12 protein-coding genes are annotated in these 17,865 nt (G+C 41.0%); 3 read left to right on the forward strand and 9 right to left on the reverse strand.

Features of this window, described 5'->3' with window-relative positions; genetic code table 11:
* Positions 1-16 precede the first annotated feature (16 nt).
* Together MSBRW_RS13640 and MSBRW_RS13645 are read left to right on the forward strand one after the other, a co-directional pair.
* Positions 17-2,446: a DUF3160 domain-containing protein gene (locus MSBRW_RS13640; protein ID WP_011307168.1), complete on the forward strand. Its 2,430-nt coding sequence runs from the start codon at positions 17-19 to the stop codon at positions 2,444-2,446.
* A 110-nt stretch (positions 2,447-2,556) separates the two neighbouring features.
* Positions 2,557-3,462, forward strand: coding sequence for a hypothetical protein (locus tag MSBRW_RS13645; RefSeq protein WP_011307167.1), 906 nt, complete (start codon positions 2,557-2,559; stop codon positions 3,460-3,462).
* 88 nt (positions 3,463-3,550) lie between these two features.
* On the opposite strand, the gene MSBRW_RS13650 is transcribed toward MSBRW_RS13645, so the two are convergent.
* The 6 genes from MSBRW_RS13650 to MSBRW_RS13675 all read right to left on the reverse strand — a co-directional run bounded on the left by MSBRW_RS13650 (position 3,551) and on the right by MSBRW_RS13675 (position 10,125).
* A complete protein-coding gene (locus MSBRW_RS13650; protein WP_011307166.1) occupies positions 3,551-4,768 on the reverse strand; it encodes a homocitrate synthase family protein in 1,218 nt (405 codons plus the stop codon).
* Between the two features lie 576 nt (positions 4,769-5,344).
* Entirely contained in the window at positions 5,345-6,172 is an 828-nt protein-coding gene (locus MSBRW_RS13655) for an NAD(+)/NADH kinase (protein ID WP_011307165.1), read from the reverse strand.
* Between the two features lies 1 nt (position 6,173).
* Positions 6,174-6,980, reverse strand: coding sequence for a bifunctional fructose-bisphosphatase/inositol-phosphate phosphatase (locus MSBRW_RS13660; RefSeq protein ID WP_011307164.1), 807 nt, complete (start codon positions 6,978-6,980; stop codon positions 6,174-6,176).
* A 230-nt stretch (positions 6,981-7,210) separates the two neighbouring features.
* Positions 7,211-8,227, reverse strand: a complete 1,017-nt coding sequence (locus tag MSBRW_RS13665) for a type II glyceraldehyde-3-phosphate dehydrogenase (protein WP_011307163.1) — start codon at positions 8,225-8,227, stop codon at positions 7,211-7,213.
* A gap of 553 nt (positions 8,228-8,780) precedes the next feature.
* Entirely contained in the window at positions 8,781-8,969 is a 189-nt protein-coding gene (locus tag MSBRW_RS13670) for a CooT family nickel-binding protein (protein ID WP_011307162.1), read from the reverse strand.
* A gap of 274 nt (positions 8,970-9,243) precedes the next feature.
* Positions 9,244-10,125: a damage-control phosphatase ARMT1 family protein gene (locus MSBRW_RS13675; RefSeq protein WP_011307161.1), complete on the reverse strand. Its 882-nt coding sequence runs from the start codon at positions 10,123-10,125 to the stop codon at positions 9,244-9,246.
* A 376-nt stretch (positions 10,126-10,501) separates the two neighbouring features.
* On the opposite strand from MSBRW_RS13675, the gene MSBRW_RS23010 reads away from it, so the two are divergent.
* The gene (locus MSBRW_RS23010) at positions 10,502-10,663 is read left to right on the forward strand and encodes a hypothetical protein (RefSeq protein WP_011307160.1); all 162 of its coding nucleotides are present in this window, start codon (positions 10,502-10,504) and stop codon (positions 10,661-10,663) included.
* A 213-nt stretch (positions 10,664-10,876) separates the two neighbouring features.
* On the opposite strand, the gene MSBRW_RS13680 is transcribed toward MSBRW_RS23010, so the two are convergent.
* From MSBRW_RS13680 to MSBRW_RS13690, 3 genes are all read right to left on the reverse strand, one after another.
* Positions 10,877-11,272 (reverse strand): DUF3147 family protein, encoded by a 396-nt coding sequence (locus MSBRW_RS13680; RefSeq protein ID WP_011307159.1) that lies wholly within the window; start codon positions 11,270-11,272, stop codon positions 10,877-10,879.
* Between the two features lie 400 nt (positions 11,273-11,672).
* Positions 11,673-13,703, reverse strand: coding sequence for an MEDS domain-containing protein (locus MSBRW_RS13685; RefSeq protein ID WP_011307158.1), 2,031 nt, complete (start codon positions 13,701-13,703; stop codon positions 11,673-11,675).
* Positions 13,704-14,452: 749 nt separating this feature from the next.
* Entirely contained in the window at positions 14,453-17,395 is a 2,943-nt protein-coding gene (locus tag MSBRW_RS13690; protein ID WP_011307157.1) for a CheR family methyltransferase, read from the reverse strand.
* Positions 17,396-17,865 lie beyond the last annotated feature (470 nt).

The raw sequence follows: 17,865 nt of genomic DNA on the forward strand, positions 1-17,865 counted from the left end.
CGACCGAGATGAAAGAATGAAGAACCTAACTCAGACAGTTGTAACTCTTTTGATATTCCTTATTCTTCTGGTTTCCATTTTTACAGGAGGATGCCTGGAGCAAAGTTCCGGGTTAAACGGAAAGAACGGAACTGAAACGACAGAAGAAGTGGACAATAACAGTTTACCGAACCTCTATAATGATGTTCAAGTAAAGAATGTAATGATAGAAGAAGTGGACCGTGATGGAAATACTTCAACGGGCCATCTGAAAACCGAAGCAGTAGACCTTTCCAATATTGAGGCCGAGAATTTATCGCTTGCAGGGAATTACAGGCTTGACGCTCTTGACATAGAACTAAAATCTCCCCAGTACGAACTTCCCCTGAAAGAATCCGATATTATGAATTATGAAAAGTTTTCTCAAAAGTTTCTGACCGATGAAACAGCTCTGGAGAAGTTGAAAGAAAATGGGTTTGTGGTTATTTCCAACCCTTACAATTCGAAAGAAGATGACATTACTGCTATGTATAACAGCCTTGAAAACGAAGGGCAGTTGATATTCATAACTTCAGATACGCTTCTCCACCTTTACCACGTCCAGTTTGATGACAGCATGAGCCAGATCGAGCAAAATAAGTTATATGGACTTTTGTGGGAACTTGATAAATCCTTGCTTAATGCATCTATAGAGGATTATAATAGAGCTTCAGGAGAAGAAAAGGAAGCTGCAAGAAGAAATGCAGCCTACTTTTCAGTTGCTTTGAGCCTGCTCCAGCCCAAAGAGGAACAAATAAAGGAGATAACGGATCCTTACGGTCCTGAGGCAGGAGTATACTTTGACCCTTCAGCAAAGGAAAAATATCAGTTTGAGATTCCTGAGTTTGTAAAAACAGATGTTGAAGCAGAACTTCCCCTGATTAAAGCTCACCAGGGCTTTGAACTTTCTCCGATTTTCAGTTATAAGGAAGATTATTCCCAGTACTTGCCGCGAGGTCACTATACTCACTCCGAAATACTGCAAAACTATTTCAGGGCGTTTATGTGGCACGGCAGAATGAGCATGCTGCTGAAGGAGAAATTGATCGAATCGGAAGATCCTGCAAAAGATGCCCGCATCCAGACTATCCAGGCAGGACTGATAAGTTCCCAGCTTAAAGACAATCCTGAGCTCCTCGAAAAATGGGACCGGATCTACGAGGTTACAGCTTTTTATGTGGGCATCTCTGATGATCTCGGACCTTACGAATATATGGAAGCAATGGAATCGGTGTTTGGAAATGGGTCAAAGAACTTTAACGCAACAACAGTGGAAGAACTGAAAGTAAAGCTTGCCGGATATCGGAGCCCTGAGATTTATGGCGGTACTGGAAGTGGAGCCCACGATCTTATTCTAACAGCTGAACAGGCCGATGAACTCCTTGAGGATACGAAAGGTTTCAGGTTCATAGGGCAGCGTTTTATCCCTGACTCTTATATTTTCTCCAGGCTTACTGGCCCCTATACAAAAGAGTACACTGGAAATCAGGAGTATGTGCCGTTTACCTATATAGCTTCCGAATACGGGAACAACAGGGGCTTCCCTCGCGGGCTTGATGCGATGGCTCTCCTGGGCTCGGGAAGGGCTGTTTACTGGCTTGACGAACTGAATGATTCAAGTTATAAAAATTACAGTCTCAGGTACGGAGAACTGGATTCGGAGTTTTCGAACTTCAGCGCAGCCGACTGGAACAGAAACCTCTACTGGTCCTGGCTTTATTCCCTTCAGCCCCTCCTGAAAGACTACGGTTCAGGCTACCCGACTTTTATGCAGACCAACGCCTGGAAGGACAAGGAACTGAGTACATCGCTGGCTTCCTGGACTGAACTCAGGCACGATACGATTCTTTATTCAAAACAGCTCTATGGAATTGCGACATCTCTTCCTGTGTTTGGGGACAACCCCGTGGGATATGTGGAACCTGTACCTGAATATTATAACAGGCTGTTAGCCCTTACCAGGATGACTGAAGATGGGCTTGAGGAACTGGATGTGCTTGATGAAGATACAGGAAGAAGATTTGAAAGCCTTGAGAGCGTGCTGGAAAGGCTTATCGAGATTTCCGAAAAGGAACTTGAAAACGAGGAACTGACAGAGGAAGATAAAGTTTACATCTCCAAGTTTGGAGAAATGATTCTAATGAGTGCAAGTGTTGACGAAGAGGCAAGGAAAACTACCCTTGTTGCAGATGTTTACACTGAACCAAATGAGGGACTCGTACTTGAGGAAGGAACAGGATACGTGGATATGGCGATTGTGGCTTACAAGGTTCCTGACGGCAGGATTTTCCTGGCTGCAGGGCCTGTTATGAGCTATTACGAGTTCAAGCAACCTATGCCCGATCGCTTGACCGATGAAAAATGGAGAGAAATGCTTGAGGCAAACCCACCGAAAAGGTCAGAGTGGGGTTTGACATACAGGGCTTAAGCCCTAAAAACAGTTTTTAAATTTATTATATTTAAATTTATTATATTTCAATTTAAATTTTTCACTTTTATTTTAAGTCACCTTTGACTGGTTAGAGCCGGGGAAATATAATGGATTCGAAAATATACCTTTTGATTGAGAAGAAAAACAGGATATTCTTTCAACTTACTCTTTCACTGATATTACTTTTTGCATTGATGAGTCCTGCTATGGCAGACGAAGATCCTGCAGGGACTGCAGATCCTCAAAATCCCGTTCAGTTCGTTGGACCGGTTTCCGATTACGGGCTTGATCTGGATGGAGATGGACTGTATGATTACCTGGTAATTAAATTTAATGCTCAGAGTAACACGCCTTCTACTTATTTTTTCACGGGAGACCTGAGTGTAGACCTGGGTTATCATGAAAGTAAAGGTTCAACAGTTCATGAGTTTCGTGCGCTTAACCTTGCAAAAAATTCCACCTACCTGGACGGAAATACCAGTACGGTCCTCCTCAATTTTGAAGGCGGCAGAATCCGCAAGAATGAATTAAACGGCCCCTATCAAGTGGAAATAAGTTTAAGTAACGGAAGCTGGGGGTTTGGAAGGGGGATCAAATATACGACAGAAGCATATGAATTTGTGAAATTCGAACAGCCAGAAATCCTCCTTTCGGGCCCTGTCCGCTCAAAAACTCAAGCACTTGAACTTGCCAGGCAAAGTGCTGCTGAAGCAGGATTAAATCCTGGAGAATTAAAGAATATAGACATTTCTTCTGAAAGAAACGGAGAAATCTGGATTTTCGATTTTGAACAAAACGGTACCTATGAATGTTTTGCTATTGAGGGAAATACAGTTGGGGATGTCAGGCACTGGACTCTAAATGAAACAGTAACGAAGAAAACTTCATCTATTCCTTTCCTGCCTATGAGTTCCACAGTTACACTGCTTGCAGTTGCATGTCTATTTGCAAGGAGATCTCCTGCCAAAACCACAGCCAAAAAGCTTCTGCGCCAGATAAATAGTTCAGGTTAGAAAAATAACTGAAAATAATAAATAAATGAAACAAGTTTTAAATGAAATGAGAAAAAACAAATGAATCTATGTGAAAGATTCAGAGTTTTCAAATAGAAAACTTCTCCTCTTCCTGTTCTGTTGTTTTACTTTCCTGCCTTACCTGAGTAATCAGCCTTTCGAGCTGATCCCGTGAGATGCTTTTATGCTTTTCTTCGGTGCAGACCTTGACTTTCTCGATCAAGGCGCAGAGTTCCTCCCGCTCAAGGCAGAAACCTATGCTATTAATAATGCCTTTTAAGGCTTTTGTGCCGGTGTGCTTTCCTACGACAAGGTTGCGCTGCCCGCCAACCATTTCCGGGAGGAAGAGTTCATAAGTACGCGGTTCTTCCAGGATTGCTGCAACGTGGATTCCTGATTCATGGGTAAAGGCATTTTGCCCGACAACAGCTTTATTTACCGAGGGTGTGATGCCTGAATATTCCGAGACCATTTTAGAAAGGGAGGTTAGCTTCGTGGTGTCATAGCGGTCAATGCCGTACTGCACCCTGAGGGCTACTATTACTTCTTCAAGGGAAGCATTTCCTGCACGTTCCCCGATTGCATTAACTGTGGTATGGAGCTGTTTTGCCCCGGCTTCGGCAGCTGCAAGGGTATTTGCGGTGGCCATTCCTAGGTCATCATGGCAATGGATACAGATTGAGGTATTAACTTCCTTGAAAATTTCGCTAACAAGATAATGTGTCGTTGTAGGGTTAAGGATACCGATCGTATCTGCAAGGCTTACGTACTGCACCTTATATTCGTTTTCGACTTCCTTGAAAGCCTGTTTCAGGCGGTCAATCGGGGTCCGACTAGCGTCCTCGGCTGCAAAACGTACTTTTAACCCGTGATCGGTAGCGTATTCAATGGTTTCCTTGGCACAGCCAAGCATTTCCTCAAGGCTTCGATGGTACTTGTATTTGAGGTGCATGTCTGACATTGCAATAAAAATACTCACAATATCGACATCACATTCAAGTGCAGCGTCCACGTCCCCTTTTACTGCTCTTGAGAGGCAGCAGATCCTTGAATCAAAGCCCTGATTTGCAATTTCCTTAACGGTTTCCTTTTCATTTGCGGAAACTACCGGAAATCCGGCTTCTATAACCTCGACACCCATAGAATCAAGTTCACTGGCCATTGCCAGCTTCTGTTCCTTTGTGAACACAACGCCTGGAGTCTGTTCCCCATCACGTAGGGTCACGTCACAGATTTCGACATCTAGGGGGCGATATTCGATAAAATCCATAAGTTTGTTTCTGGAATACTGCTCGCTCTCTGACATTACTATTACTTCCTGTGATTTTTAATTACTGAGAGGCATTTTTTTAATTATTTTTAATGATATATAGGTGATTTATCTGAAAAATAACTCAAAGGCTGAATAAGAGGTACTGGGGCCCAAATGTCCCTAAAAGTCAGAAAATCTTGTATCTCGTCAAAATTAAGCATAGCTTTACCTGCATATGTATAAATGTTTTCCTTGGAGGAATAGAGTTTCCGGCAACGGCTTCTCGAAAAACTGGATAAAAATGAGTTCAAATTTGGCAAATTAGCTTATATCAATAGATTTTCAGTTAAAGGTTCATGAAAAGATTAAAAGCTCTCCAGGCCAGAGAAAAATACTAAAATTAATAGGAAAGCTTAATTTTGAGTAAAGCCATTTCTCTGGCTTAAATTTTCTTTTTATAAGATACTTCTCTGCATGTAAACACTTTTTTCAATACTTAATGAAGGCTCTTTCAAATTAATAAATTAAGGGTTTTTTCTCAGAGTAACATGTAAAGGTTTTCCAGAGTAACAAGTAAAGGCTTGCTCTAAGGTAAAAGCAAAGGCTTTCAGATAAAGTCAAAGACTGCTCTCAGGTAAGTTTTCTCTGGACCCTTTCATAGAAACAGGTATCTGAAATTCTTACAAAGCGTGCAGGAAATCTGGACTTCTTAAGTTTGACAACATCATCGAGTTTTATCCTGTAGGACTTCTGCCCATCAATTGCAATAACCGCCTCTTTTTTTGGAGCCGATAGCCTTATAGTGATTTCGCTGTCTGACGGGATGACCCAGGGCCTTGAGGAGAGTTTAAAAGGAGCGACAGGAACAACCACAATAGCATTTACCCTTGGACTTATAATAGGACCGCCTGCGCTCATCGCATAGGCAGTAGAGCCTGTAGGGGTTGCAAAAACCACACCATCCGCACGCATCGAGTCAAGAAGGCAATCTCCGACATAAACCTCAAACTGAATGATCTTCGCAGGCTTTGCAGACATTATTGCAATCTCGTTCGTTGCAGTCTCAAGCATTTCCCCGTTAAGGAAAACATCGACTCGCATTCTGTCGCTGTAGGAAAAACCATAAAGCACCTCTTCTATGGTTTCAAGGGCGTCTTCGGGCTCAACATCTACAAGAAAGCCAAGCGTACCCATATTGATTCCAAGTATGGGGAGAGGGTCTTTCATCTTAGCAATATTTCGGAGGACTGTGCCATCCCCTCCTACGCTGATAATGAGTTCCACTCCTTCTTCTCTCATTCTTTCAACCGGAGTACCTTCCATTCCGAGTACCTCAGCCGTGGGAGTGGCGACAAAAATTTGAACCCTTGAACTGAAATGAGCAAGAATCTCCCTTACTTTTCCAATTATTTCAGGCCTGTCGCAGCGCGCAGATATTCCTATTTTTTTTATCGCCAATTTATCCTCCGAAGAGTAATTTTAAAAGCTTATCATGTACGTGTCCATTGGACGCAACCATTTCCACTCTTGTGGTAACATTATCAGGAAGTCTTAAGGAATTTCCGTATCCGTCTGTAACGAGCCCACCTGCTTCGGCCAGAATCAGCTGCCCTGCGGCCACGTCAGTTACCCGCAAAGCATTTCGGACGTCAACAAAAGCATCAAGTCTGCCTGAAGCTACATAACACAACTCGAGAGCTACACTTCCGAATAATCTCACCCTCCTGACGTTACTGTATATCTTTCGGGTCCTTTCTATATTTTGCCGGTAGCCATAAACACTGACACACAATTTATTCAGCTCTGAATTAACGGAAGATTTTATTTTTTTTCCGTTAAGATAGGCCCCTTTTCCGGCTTCTGCATAGTATTCCTCGCGTAACGCGAGGTTACTCACATACCCGAACCTGAGGTCTGAAAGGTCGTGAGAAGAAACGGCTAAAGAAACACTGTAAAAGGGAATCCCTACTGAGGAATTATATGTTCCATCAAGCGGGTCTAGAACAACAGAAAACTCAGGCGAATCCCCTAAAATACGTTCGCCAAGCTCCTCGCTGATAATCCTCATAGACCTGCCGTCTTCTTTAAGAACTTCGACGATAGCGTCCTCTGCTGCGAGGTCTATTCTGGTCGTCGGAGTCCCGTCAGCTCCCATACAAACAAAACTGCCTGCAGCATCGGTACCTGCAAGATCACAGATAGAATCTGATGCGGCTTTAAAGGCCTCTCGAGATAACTTCAAAAATCCTGAATTTGTTGAATTCATATCTTAGCCATTTTTCCCAATTAAAAGTTCCAAATTCTATTTCCTTCATTCAAAAGATAAGGATTTCGAATTTTCGATCTTTGAGGTTAGTAAGAAATCCAATGAAAAATATAAATTTATGTATGGAATTTCTGGGTCTCAGAAATTTATTTCCAGATATTCAGATTGAATATCCGGAAACACTCAAAGCTGGAATTTATATAAACTTAAATTCCGGCACCTTATTTTTATTACTTTTTAGACAGGCCAATAGCCTTATTTGTCTTTTCAATTGACTTTGCACCGTCGCTTTCAAATTCCATCATGGCCCTTATAGCGTCCACGTTTTCCGGAACGACAATCGATTCTTGATGTACAGCCTGGAAGAAATAAAGCTCCTTATCCCCTACAGTTATTGATTCAGGCCAGATGCAGTTCTCCCACATATCGTTTCTGGGGCGCTTCATATCCCTGGCAAATTCCATAATTTCCGCTGTAGACGACATACCCTGCCCCACGAAGCGGATTCTTGGCTGGGAACCAAAGATGTTTTTAACATCATCTACAGTGCAATCCTTCTCAACTTCCATATTCACGGTGTGTACGTGCATCAGGGTTGTCGGGATCTTCAGGGCTGCACTTGTAATATTAATCTGTGGAAGCACACTTTTTACATCAGGCCCGTGGTGAGACGGAAGCTTGATTGGGTCGGGTACGATTGCATTAATTGGTCCTTTCTTTACATCGTTAGGATCGGTTGCCCGCCTTGCAAGAACTACCCTGGCCTTTTTTACCCCCAATTCTTTGTCTATCGGGTAAATAGCTCTACAAAGTGCTGTAGTGTTGCATGAGACAACCCTTACCAGATCACGGCCCACAGCCTGCTCGTAATTGCAAATCGCATTAAATGAAAAACCTGCAAGTGAATGATCTTCGCCGCCCTGCCAGATTGCTTTTACCCCGGCCTTTTCATACATAGGCTTATTTTTTTCACCGATTCCTCCGGGTGTGCAATCTACAACCAGGTCAGCCTTTTCAACCATTTCTTCAATTGTGCCGGCTGCGGGCATTCCTGCCTTCTCAAAAGCTTCGAGATTTGCAGCTGGGGCATATATGTCATATCCTATCTGGTGAGCCACTGCAGCTTCATAGTTCGGCTTTGTTTTAGAAATTCCGATAACTTCCATATCGTCCTGAGCCCTTACGGCGTCTGCAACTCTCTTTCCTATCGTTCCGTAACCATTTACTGCGATTTTTGCTTTAACCATTTTATCCAATCCTGTTTTATCCTATTCTACCCAACGTAATATATAGCCTAAATCACTGAAAATTTAAATTCAACCGGATATCTTAATTCCGGACACGAATTACATACTACATAAGTCTAGAATGCAGGCATAAATTTAAGGTTTATCCAGAGATTATAACTTTTTCTACAATCTTGCCCGACACATAATCCAAGATATTGCTTTAGCAGATCTTTTTCGAGTATCTTAACTTAAGTCTGAACCTGGTGTCTTGGAACACATGGAGTTATTATAGATAAAGTCAGATAAATGCTTTTCCCGAGAGATCTTATTAATTAAAGAAACTAGAAGACATATTCAGAAATTCGGAAGCTTACAGATCCTTTTCCGATAGGTTATGCCTGAAAATTGAGCAGAAAAGAAAAGAAAAGAAAGAGATAAAGACAGGAAAACTGAGTAGGAAGGGAAAGAAAGAGATAAAGACAGGAAAACTGAGTAGGAAAGGAAAAGAAAGAGACAAAAACAGGAAAAATGTCAGATCTGAAAGAAAAGGTAAAACGAAAAAATAAAAAGTTTAATTTGCAAGGATAAGGGCTTCTCCCCGTGAGAAGTTAACTTCCCTAATTGAGCCTTCGACAGTCATCTGATCTCCTAGAATTCCAGTAAGCTGGATTGAGTTGCCTTCAACCAGGATCCTTGCTACGGAATCCATAACTCTCTCACGCTCATCTCCACGAAGCAAGAACACATTGAGTTCACACATTTTATATTTCTCCTTATACCTCATTTTATATTTTTCAATTTTGTTGGTCTAAATTCAATATAATAATATATTCTATGCTGTGGTATTAGCACTTTACTACATGTGCTACTACATGTGCTACTACATGTGCTACTACATGCGTTACTACATGCGCTACTACATGTGCTACTGCATGTGCTACTACATGCGTTAAACTGTTTTTATGCCATCCATAGCTATAGTTATTAGTGAGCCTGATAGATAAGAAGCTTCCGAAAACTTCTCAGAGGAAACTTCAGGGATAGTTCATTAGTTTTGCAATGGATAAGCCCGGTTCAAGTCCCAGGTCTTCAGCAACACACTCACATTTAGTAAGAAGCATGTATGCAATAGGCCCAAAATTATGTTCGGATAGAGTTTCATAATTGGCCATGCCCTTGCTAATAATAAGAGTCGCATCTTTCATTGCCTGAATCAGTTCGGCTGGAGCTTCCTCAATCAGGACACCTACGGCATTTGAACCGGTTGTCAGGACTCTATCGACTTTTTTGTCAATTTCAAACTCTTTTATCTCTTCTAAGGTCACGTCTGTCAGAATGGGTCCACCCCGGACTACGAGTGTGATCTTTCCACCGAGTTTTTTGATGATATCAAAAACAAGTATATCAAAGAGAATTTCTCCGCAATTGTCGGCAATGTAAACAACGTCCTGCATGAGCCCGAGCATTTTGGGAGTGTCATCAACATCAAGTCCTTGTTCGAAGTATTTCTGAAAAGCAGCCTCAAATTTGTCTTCACTGGCATCAAAACCCATAATTCCGAAATCAAAGTAATTCGCAATCACGGATGCCAGTACTGCACGCTTGAAAAGTTCCCCATTATCAGGAGAATTTTCATAAATCTTTTCTTTCGCTACGGGCAGGACTTTCAGCGCAGCCTGGTTGATAAGTTTCTTTGTTACCGCATAAGGGTCATTGTCTCCCAGAACCTCATAGCATTTTCTGTGAACTTTGGTGGCTACGGAAGCAGATACCACGTCGGGGCTGTAGTTTTTGGTCACAACTTTAAGGCATTCCTTAATGGTCTTGCTTATTAGGTCTTCATCATCAGTAGAAAGCTTAGACTGAAAATGTACTCTTGAAAGCAGGCAATAGGTACAGCGTGGGTTCATCTTCATAGAAACATTTCCTGTTTTTTGATCCGAAAATAGGTTTTGCCAGATTGCTATAGGTATTTGCGGCAAATATGATAAGAATTTACTCTTCTGATAGAGTAGATATTTAAAAATGTAACTGAAACTGAAGCATACAAAGTCTAGAAGAATGCCTAAAGAGAAAATATATTAAGAATGTTCTTTCCCACTTTTTATAATCTGGTCGGAGTCTGAGCGGAGTTCCTTACTCTGGACTATTTATCAGTCCTGCTTACAAGGCTGCTGCTTTTCAGAGAGCTCGGGACTTTTTTACAGACTAATGTTCAGAATCATTGTTTCAAAAACAGTTTGAACCTAAATTACATACTTTCAATATCAAGGATATTGAGGTGGCACGAAAATGAACTGTGGAGATTTGAAAATGGGTCAGGTTCTTCGTTGCGAAGCATGTGGTTTTGAACTTCAGGTAGTAAAGGAGTGCGAAGATGTATCCTGCTCTACCGATAAATGCTGTACCGGCAATGTAACATGCTGTGGAGAACCAATGAAATTAAAACAATAAGTTAGGCAAATAAAATAACAAACACAGGAGAGAAGATTCCGAAATATATTATGTGAGTACAAGTCCCGAGAAGTCCGGGAAAGTCTAGGAAAATCTGGGAAAGTCCGGAAAAGTCCGGAAAAGTCTAAAAAAATCTGGGAAAGTCTGGGAAAATCTGAGAAAGATGAGCCCGGAAGAATTTCTTTGTTCAGAACTTTTCTGGAATTTCAAAGTTCAATAGTGTGTTTTTTGCTGTCTTTTTTCTTTCATTTTTCCCAAGAAACCCTGGATCAGCCTGGTTGATAAGCATGAGCTGAAAAACCAGATTAAAAGAGCAATAATAATTGAAAGGCTCCACCTGTTAAGGTACTCCATACAGAAAGCAGCAGTGAGCACACATATAGTGCAACCTATCATCCCTGCACTAGCTCCGAGGGCAATGTCAGAAGCTTGCCTAGAGGTTCCAAAATGTCCTGCCATTATCACGGCAGCTACCATAACAGCTGGAAAAGCGGCAAACACCCCCGCAAAAGATTTAGAAGGGATTATTTGCAGCATGACGTAGCAGGCAGCAACAGCAGTTCCCCCGAAGACAAACCTGAGAGTAAGATCCTTGAAATCTAATTTCATGATTAAACTCCTTATTACAACTTTTCTAAAAAGACTACTAAACCATTTTAAATATTCCTGATCAATACTATTTTTTGTTTACATCTCATACAAGGGAACCATTTATAAAATAAATTCATTACTGATCATATTGTTTGGTTTAAACCAAATTGATAGAACTATGTAAGTACCAGAGAGGTATTAACATCAGAGAGGTATTAGTATCAGAGAGCATAATATCTAACAAGGCTTCCTAGTTATGGAGGAGAACTTCCTTATTGGTACATGCGGAAGATAATAATTGGTGATACCGATTTCTTATTAAAAACCAATACCAGTAACCTACATACATACCTATTTCTTATTAAAGACTAAAACCAGCAACCTACAAACAATTCATTTCGTTTTACATTTTGCTTCTTTACACCACTCTAAATTTGATATTAAATTCCGTTCCATTGTTCTTTTTGAGTTCGAATTTGCCTTCTAACTGGTCTATGAGAGTGGTTACCAGTTGCATGCCAAGGCTGGTAGGATTCTCCAGATCAAAATCCTCAGGCATACCTACTCCATTGTCTGAGACTCTCAGAATAAAACTGGTACTTTGAAATTTTTCTTGTTTGCTTCCTGCTATATTGTCTTTACATTCACTTGATTCCTCTTTACAAAGTTTAATTTGAATCTGTCCGTTATCTCTGTCAACAAATGCATGTTTAAGAGAATTTGAAACGAGTTCGTTGACAATTAGCCCTAATGGAACTACAGTATCCATACCAAAGAAAATATTTTCTTCCAGATCCATATTCAATCTAATATCGGCATTTTCAGATCTATACGTCTGGAAAAGGTTCTCGACAAGCCTTTCTAGATATCTAGACGAGTTTAATACTTCTATTCCCCTGCCTTCGTGCAGCTCTTCGTGGATGAGAGCCATAGATACTACTCGATTCTGGCTTTCCCTGAAAGCTTCAACAACTTTCATATCATTGAACTTATCAGCCTGAAGATCGAGAAGGGAAGAAATTACCTGAAGGTTGTTTTTGATCCTGTGGTGGATTTCCTTTTTACGGGCAGTTTCTATACTCTTAAGGAAATTTTCTGTATTTTTTCTTTCAGTAATGTCTTTCAACACTCCGATGGCCCCATAAAGCTGGTCATCATAACCTGTAAGCCAGACTCCGTTATTTTCTATATAAATGCAACTTCCATCTTTTTTTCTCAATCTTAATTCTTCCTTAAATCTACCACCGGTCTTTCTTGCACTCTGGTATTTTTTATCCCCACTACTCATATCTGTCAGATGGATATTGTTAAGCCACACTTCCTTGCCAAACTTCTGGAACTCTTCAAAGCTATACCCTGTAACTTCTTCTATAGCACCCGCCCAGTTGCTCTTATCTGTTCTTAAATCATATTCATATACTACTTGCCCTGTCTGCTCTGTAGCGATTCTATATCTTTCTTCACTTTTCCGGAGTTTTTCTTCGACTCTTTTACTTATGGTTATATCTCTGGAGATAACTGAGATAGAAATTAGCTTCTTAAAGGCGTCAAAAATCGGAGAAAAAGTTACTGAAACGTTTATTATCCTACCATTTTCTCTTACCCGTAAAGTCTCATAATTGTGGATTTTATCTCCCTGTTTAAACAGTTCAATTAATTCTTCTGTTTCCCCAACTAAGATAGACGGTTCAAGGATGGATATGGACTTCCCAATAATTTCTTTAGCTGAATAGCCATAAATTTGCCCTGCACCTTTGTTCCAGCTGGTAATAATACCATCAAGCGATATAGTTAAAATAGCATCATTTGATGACTCCACAATATCTGCTAAACTCCGGATTTTTTCTTCTTCCTTCTCACGCCTGGAATTTTTTATCTGTTCTAATTTTCCTTCCCTTTTGATTAACACAAACTGGTGGTTGACAGCCGCTTCGATGATTTTGGTTGCATCGAACCTATCAAGAGAATAGGTACAGAGAGCGATCATCTGACAATTGCCTATATCACTGTCCAGTTTTACCTCATAGTTAACAAAATCACTCCAATCCTGTTTCTCCAGCCACAAAGCATTTCCACTCAACCTCAATCCATCGTATCCACTTGATAGGGCTTGATTGAGTTTTTCAACTAAGATGTTTAAGACTCTATTCGAATCAAAAACACCCTCTTCTGCATAAAACCGACTGTAGGGAATAATTTGTATTTGTCCTTTATCCAAATAACTATCAATATTAGGAACAGTCATTCTCAGTGACTCTTTTGCATCTCCTACTTCTGAGGGTTCCGACATGATCCACATGCAAAACTCGTTATTTTCCAGTCCTGTCTTGAAGTAAGGAACCAGTGTATTCATAAAATCTTCTTTTGTTTGATAGAATTGACAGATATGTGTACCCCAGGGCACATATCCAATAATATCAATGCCAGATTTCCTCAGGCTGTCTTTCACTCCAAATTTCCTCCAAATTGAGAATGTAAAGGCAAATATTTTTTATCTCAATCTAAGTGCCCCAATCCTCTTATTTTTTCACAATTTTGGCTTTAGTATTTTGAACCCTGAAGTTAATTACTGAAAAAGGTAAGCACAAGAATAGATTTAGTTCTCGTAAACATATGTTCTGTTAATTTTTTCAGATTTAATCAAGACTGGCCCCAACAATCGTGTTTTACATATAAATTTTATAATAAAAATTAATACGTATCTATGAGCAAGGTGAGTCTGGTTTGTACTTATAAAATAACTTAATTCATTAGTCTACTCTAATTACTCTAATATAATACTTTCTTCGATGACATCACTCAAGATTTTCTGGTATTGAGTGATTTTTATATAGAGTTCATCCCAAAACTTGAAATTTGCTTCTTGAGCCTTGTATTTTGAATAATCAATCAAGTTCATGATCATGAAAACAATTCTGAAAATTCCTAACGATTAGGAGTAAAGTGGCTTTTGGGATAGGCTCATAGGAATCTTCCCTGCGCCTATACAAAAGTCATCATCTCAAGGTGTCTTAAAACTCGACCCATCTCTACAGTTGGATAATTGGAATTGTTGACTTTAAATTTAGATTGGAAACTATTCTGAAATTCAGTTGTGTTTGCCTTAAAATATAATATCTAATCCCAATTGTGAAATCAAATATAGTCCAATTGTGAAATCAACTGTAGTTTTGAGACAGCTTGATCTGGGAAGTCTTTTTATTTTGTGTTCTTCTCATTATCTTCTAATTTGATTTCCCGCTCTGTGGTTGCAATAGCATATACTTCACCGTTTTCGTTTACCAGTGAAGTGGCGGTCAGCCATACATCCACTATCCTACTATCTTTGGTAATTCTTTGGGTGCGGTAAGGTTCAATAACCTCAGCCCGGCTAAGCTTTTTCACTATAGACATCTCTTCTGTTTTCCGATCCTCTGGGATCAAGTTGTTAATATTCATTGAGAGTGCTTCAGCTTCACTCCAGCCATAAATACTCTCTGCCTTTGGATTCCAGGCCAGGATATTGCCTTCCATGTCCTGAAACATTATAGCATCGCTCGCATCGTGCACTAATGCAACCAGACGGTGCATAGCTTCAGACTCCTTAAGCCTCGCCTGTTTCATCTCAGTAATATCTGTAAAAGTGATTACCGCTCCTTCAATAGTGTTTTCAAGGGTGCGATAAGGCCGGATGCCCAGTAAATACCATGTATTCTCCTTAGTCTGGACTTCAATATCTTTGGGTATCAGGCTGTCCAGAACCTCCTTTATGTCCTCTACCAGGCGGTCGTAGCCCAGAAGGTTTGAGACAATATGTCCAACCGGCCTTCCAATGTCTGATGGGATCAGGTTTATCAAACGTGTAACTGGAGGAGTGAAGCGCATGATACGTAGTTGATGATCCACAAAGATAGTGCCTATGCCTGTTCCAGCCAGGAGGTTATTCATGTCGTTATTGGCTTGAGACAGTTCAGCTACCCTGTTTTGCAGTTCGATATTGACCGTGCCCAGTTCCTCATTTACTGATTGCAGTTCCTCCCTTGAGGTCTCCAGTTCTTCGTTTGTGGATTGCAGTTCCTCATTGACTGACTGCATCTCTTCGTTGGCAGATTTGAGTTCTTCATTGGAAGTCGCCAGTTCCTCATTGGAAGCTTTGAGACTTTCTTCCTTGGCCTGTAACTCCTTTTTCAGCTTTAAGATTCGCACATCCAAATCCTTATCACAGGCTTTTTCGCTAGCATCTATGGAGATGGCCTTTTCGGTTTTGATCTGCTCTGACTCCGTCGTTTCCTCAAAAGTGACCAGGAACAAATTTAGCCAGGTAGCTGTACCATGGTTTCGCTCTACAGGTCGTATCGCCAGATTAATTGTAGTGAAATCGCCGTTGGTTTTAACTCGCACTCTAGGATGAAACACTGGCGCTTTATCTATGACGGCTCTGTGCAAGGCCGTAGTCAATTTTGATCTTAATCCTTCTCGGGCCATACTCAATATGTTCATTCCAACTTCACCCGAAGCTGGTTCAAGGTACATACCAGTACGTCCATATATATACAGGATATTACCGTGTTCGTCGATCAGAACGCTGACAGGGGCGTAATATTGCAGCATTGCTTGCTCGGTCAGCTCGCGCAGTTTAGGTCTGATTTCGACAGGAACGTTGCCTGAAGGCTTTCTGGCTTCGCTTTTCATCGATGGTGAGATAAAAGTCCCTATGGACAGGAAATACTCACTGCTAGCACCGCCTTTTTTTATGTACAGTTTTGACTTGCGATCCAGTGTGTCAAAAAGATTTGTGAACTCACCCACATTTTCGGAGGGACCAAGAAAGAGAAATCCACCAGGATTCAATGCATAATGGAAAAGTGGAATTAGTTTCTTCTGCAGTTCTTTGTCCATATAGATCAGCAAGTTGCGACAACTGATAAGGTCAAGCTTAGAGAATGGAGGATCCTTAATGATATCCTGCTCGGAAAAAATAACCATTTCACGGATATTGTGCTGAATATGGTAGTAGCCGTCTGAATCCAGCGTGAAGAAGCGCTTAAGCCTTTTAGAGGACATATCGGCGGCAATATTGGCTGGATAGATGCCGCTACGGGCCTTTTCAATAGCCTTACTGTCAATATCAGTGGCGAAAATCTGCACTTTAAAATTTTGGTCTAAGTTATCCATCTGTTCCTGAAGTAAAATGGCTATGGAATATGCCTCTTCACCTGTGGAACATCCGGGCACCCAGACGCGTATTGATGACTCTGGGTACTTGCCGGCAAAGAGACACGGGATAACCCGTTTCTGGAGCGCTTCATAAGCTTCAGGATTACGGAAGAAACTGGTGACTCCGATTAAAAGGTCATGAAAGAGAGCTTCCACCTCATCAGGCTTTTGCTCTAAATAACGCACATACTCATTCACATTATCAATATTCCGGACAGCCATGCGCCGTTCAACGCGCCGATTGATGGTACCATACTTGTAGTTAGAAAAGTCATGACCAGTCTTGATGTGAAGAAAATTAAATATATTTTTCATCAGGCTTTCAAATTTTAAGGTTACCTGGCGTGTTTTTCCGAAGACATAGGTAATATAGGCAATGAGCTGGGCAGGCATCTCTTCGGGCTTCAGGACGTAATCCACTTGACCTGTGGCAATAGCACTAAGAGGCATATTGTTGTATTCGCTGGACTCGGGAGCCTGTGCCATTACCATTCCTCCCTCATCCTTGATAGTCTGCACCCCCTTTGTGCCGTCACTACCGGTACCCGAGAGGACGATACCGATGGCTTTTTCTTTCTTGTCCTGGGCTAGAGAGCTGAAAAATATATCAATCGGTAGGCGGTAACCATGCGGCTGGGATGGCTCCATCAACTGGAGCACGCCATCTCGAAGAACCATGTCGCAGTTAGGCGGGATGATGTAAACGCAGTTAGGCTCAATATTTATCCAATTTGTAGCTTCGTATACAGGCATCCTAGTAAAGTTCCTGATCAGGTCGGAAAGGATGCTTTTAGAATTTGGATCCAGGTGCTGTATCAGGACAAAAGCCGCTCCGGGATCGGCATCTGAGGGCATAGCTGAAAAGAAGGCTTCGAATGCAGCTAACCCACCAGCCGATGCCCCGATGCCTACAATTGGAAAGTCCTTTTTTGGAGACTCATCCAAAGATACATCCAGAACAGAATTCTCTCCAGTTGAGTTTTTTTCTATAGCTTGTGGCTTTTCTTCATTTGACCTTTGTATTTCCTCTTTGCCTATGGACTCCTTTTCCTTGTCCGTGTTATCACATCCCTCTCAATCACAGGGTATTTTTCCTTACTAAAAACAATCCTAAGATACGCATGTTCTTCTAAAACGTTGTTCAGAAATATACTTGATCATCATCGGACATCGTTATCAATTGCTTAATTGTGAAATATACATAAACCCAATGGCAGGAGATCGCATATATTTGCTGTGTCTTTATGCTGTGAAGCTATGCCCAAAACAATGCAGATGATAGATGATATCAAATGCATATGTGAAAATACCTGCTCAACAAATATAAGCTAGAGGTAATCGATACTTATCAGTGCCATTATCTTCGCTAAAAATTTTCAGCGAATTGCCTAAGAGCCTATTGAAAAATCAATAAC

Origin of the sequence: Methanosarcina barkeri str. Wiesmoor, from assembly GCF_000969985.1 — an archaeon.
Taxonomy (GTDB): Archaea; Halobacteriota; Methanosarcinia; order Methanosarcinales; family Methanosarcinaceae; genus Methanosarcina; species Methanosarcina barkeri_B.

What these genes read in the sequence shown, in the direction of transcription:
- MSBRW_RS13640 (WP_011307168.1), top strand. Translation starts at nt 17, where the DNA reads ATGAAGAACCTAACTCAGACAGTTGTAACTCTTTTGATATTCCTTATT.
- MSBRW_RS13645 (WP_011307167.1), top strand. Translation starts at nt 2,557, where the DNA reads ATGGATTCGAAAATATACCTTTTGATTGAGAAGAAAAACAGGATATTC.
- MSBRW_RS13650 (WP_011307166.1), bottom strand. Translation starts at nt 4,768, where the DNA reads ATGTCAGAGAGCGAGCAGTATTCCAGAAACAAACTTATGGATTTTATC.
- MSBRW_RS13660 (WP_011307164.1), bottom strand. Translation starts at nt 6,980, where the DNA reads ATGAATTCAACAAATTCAGGATTTTTGAAGTTATCTCGAGAGGCCTTT.
- MSBRW_RS13665 (WP_011307163.1), bottom strand. Translation starts at nt 8,227, where the DNA reads ATGGTTAAAGCAAAAATCGCAGTAAATGGTTACGGAACGATAGGAAAG.
- MSBRW_RS13670 (WP_011307162.1), bottom strand. Translation starts at nt 8,969, where the DNA reads ATGTGTGAACTCAATGTGTTCTTGCTTCGTGGAGATGAGCGTGAGAGA.
- MSBRW_RS13675 (WP_011307161.1), bottom strand. Translation starts at nt 10,125, where the DNA reads ATGAAGATGAACCCACGCTGTACCTATTGCCTGCTTTCAAGAGTACAT.
- MSBRW_RS23010 (WP_011307160.1), top strand. Translation starts at nt 10,502, where the DNA reads ATGAACTGTGGAGATTTGAAAATGGGTCAGGTTCTTCGTTGCGAAGCA.
- MSBRW_RS13680 (WP_011307159.1), bottom strand. Translation starts at nt 11,272, where the DNA reads ATGAAATTAGATTTCAAGGATCTTACTCTCAGGTTTGTCTTCGGGGGA.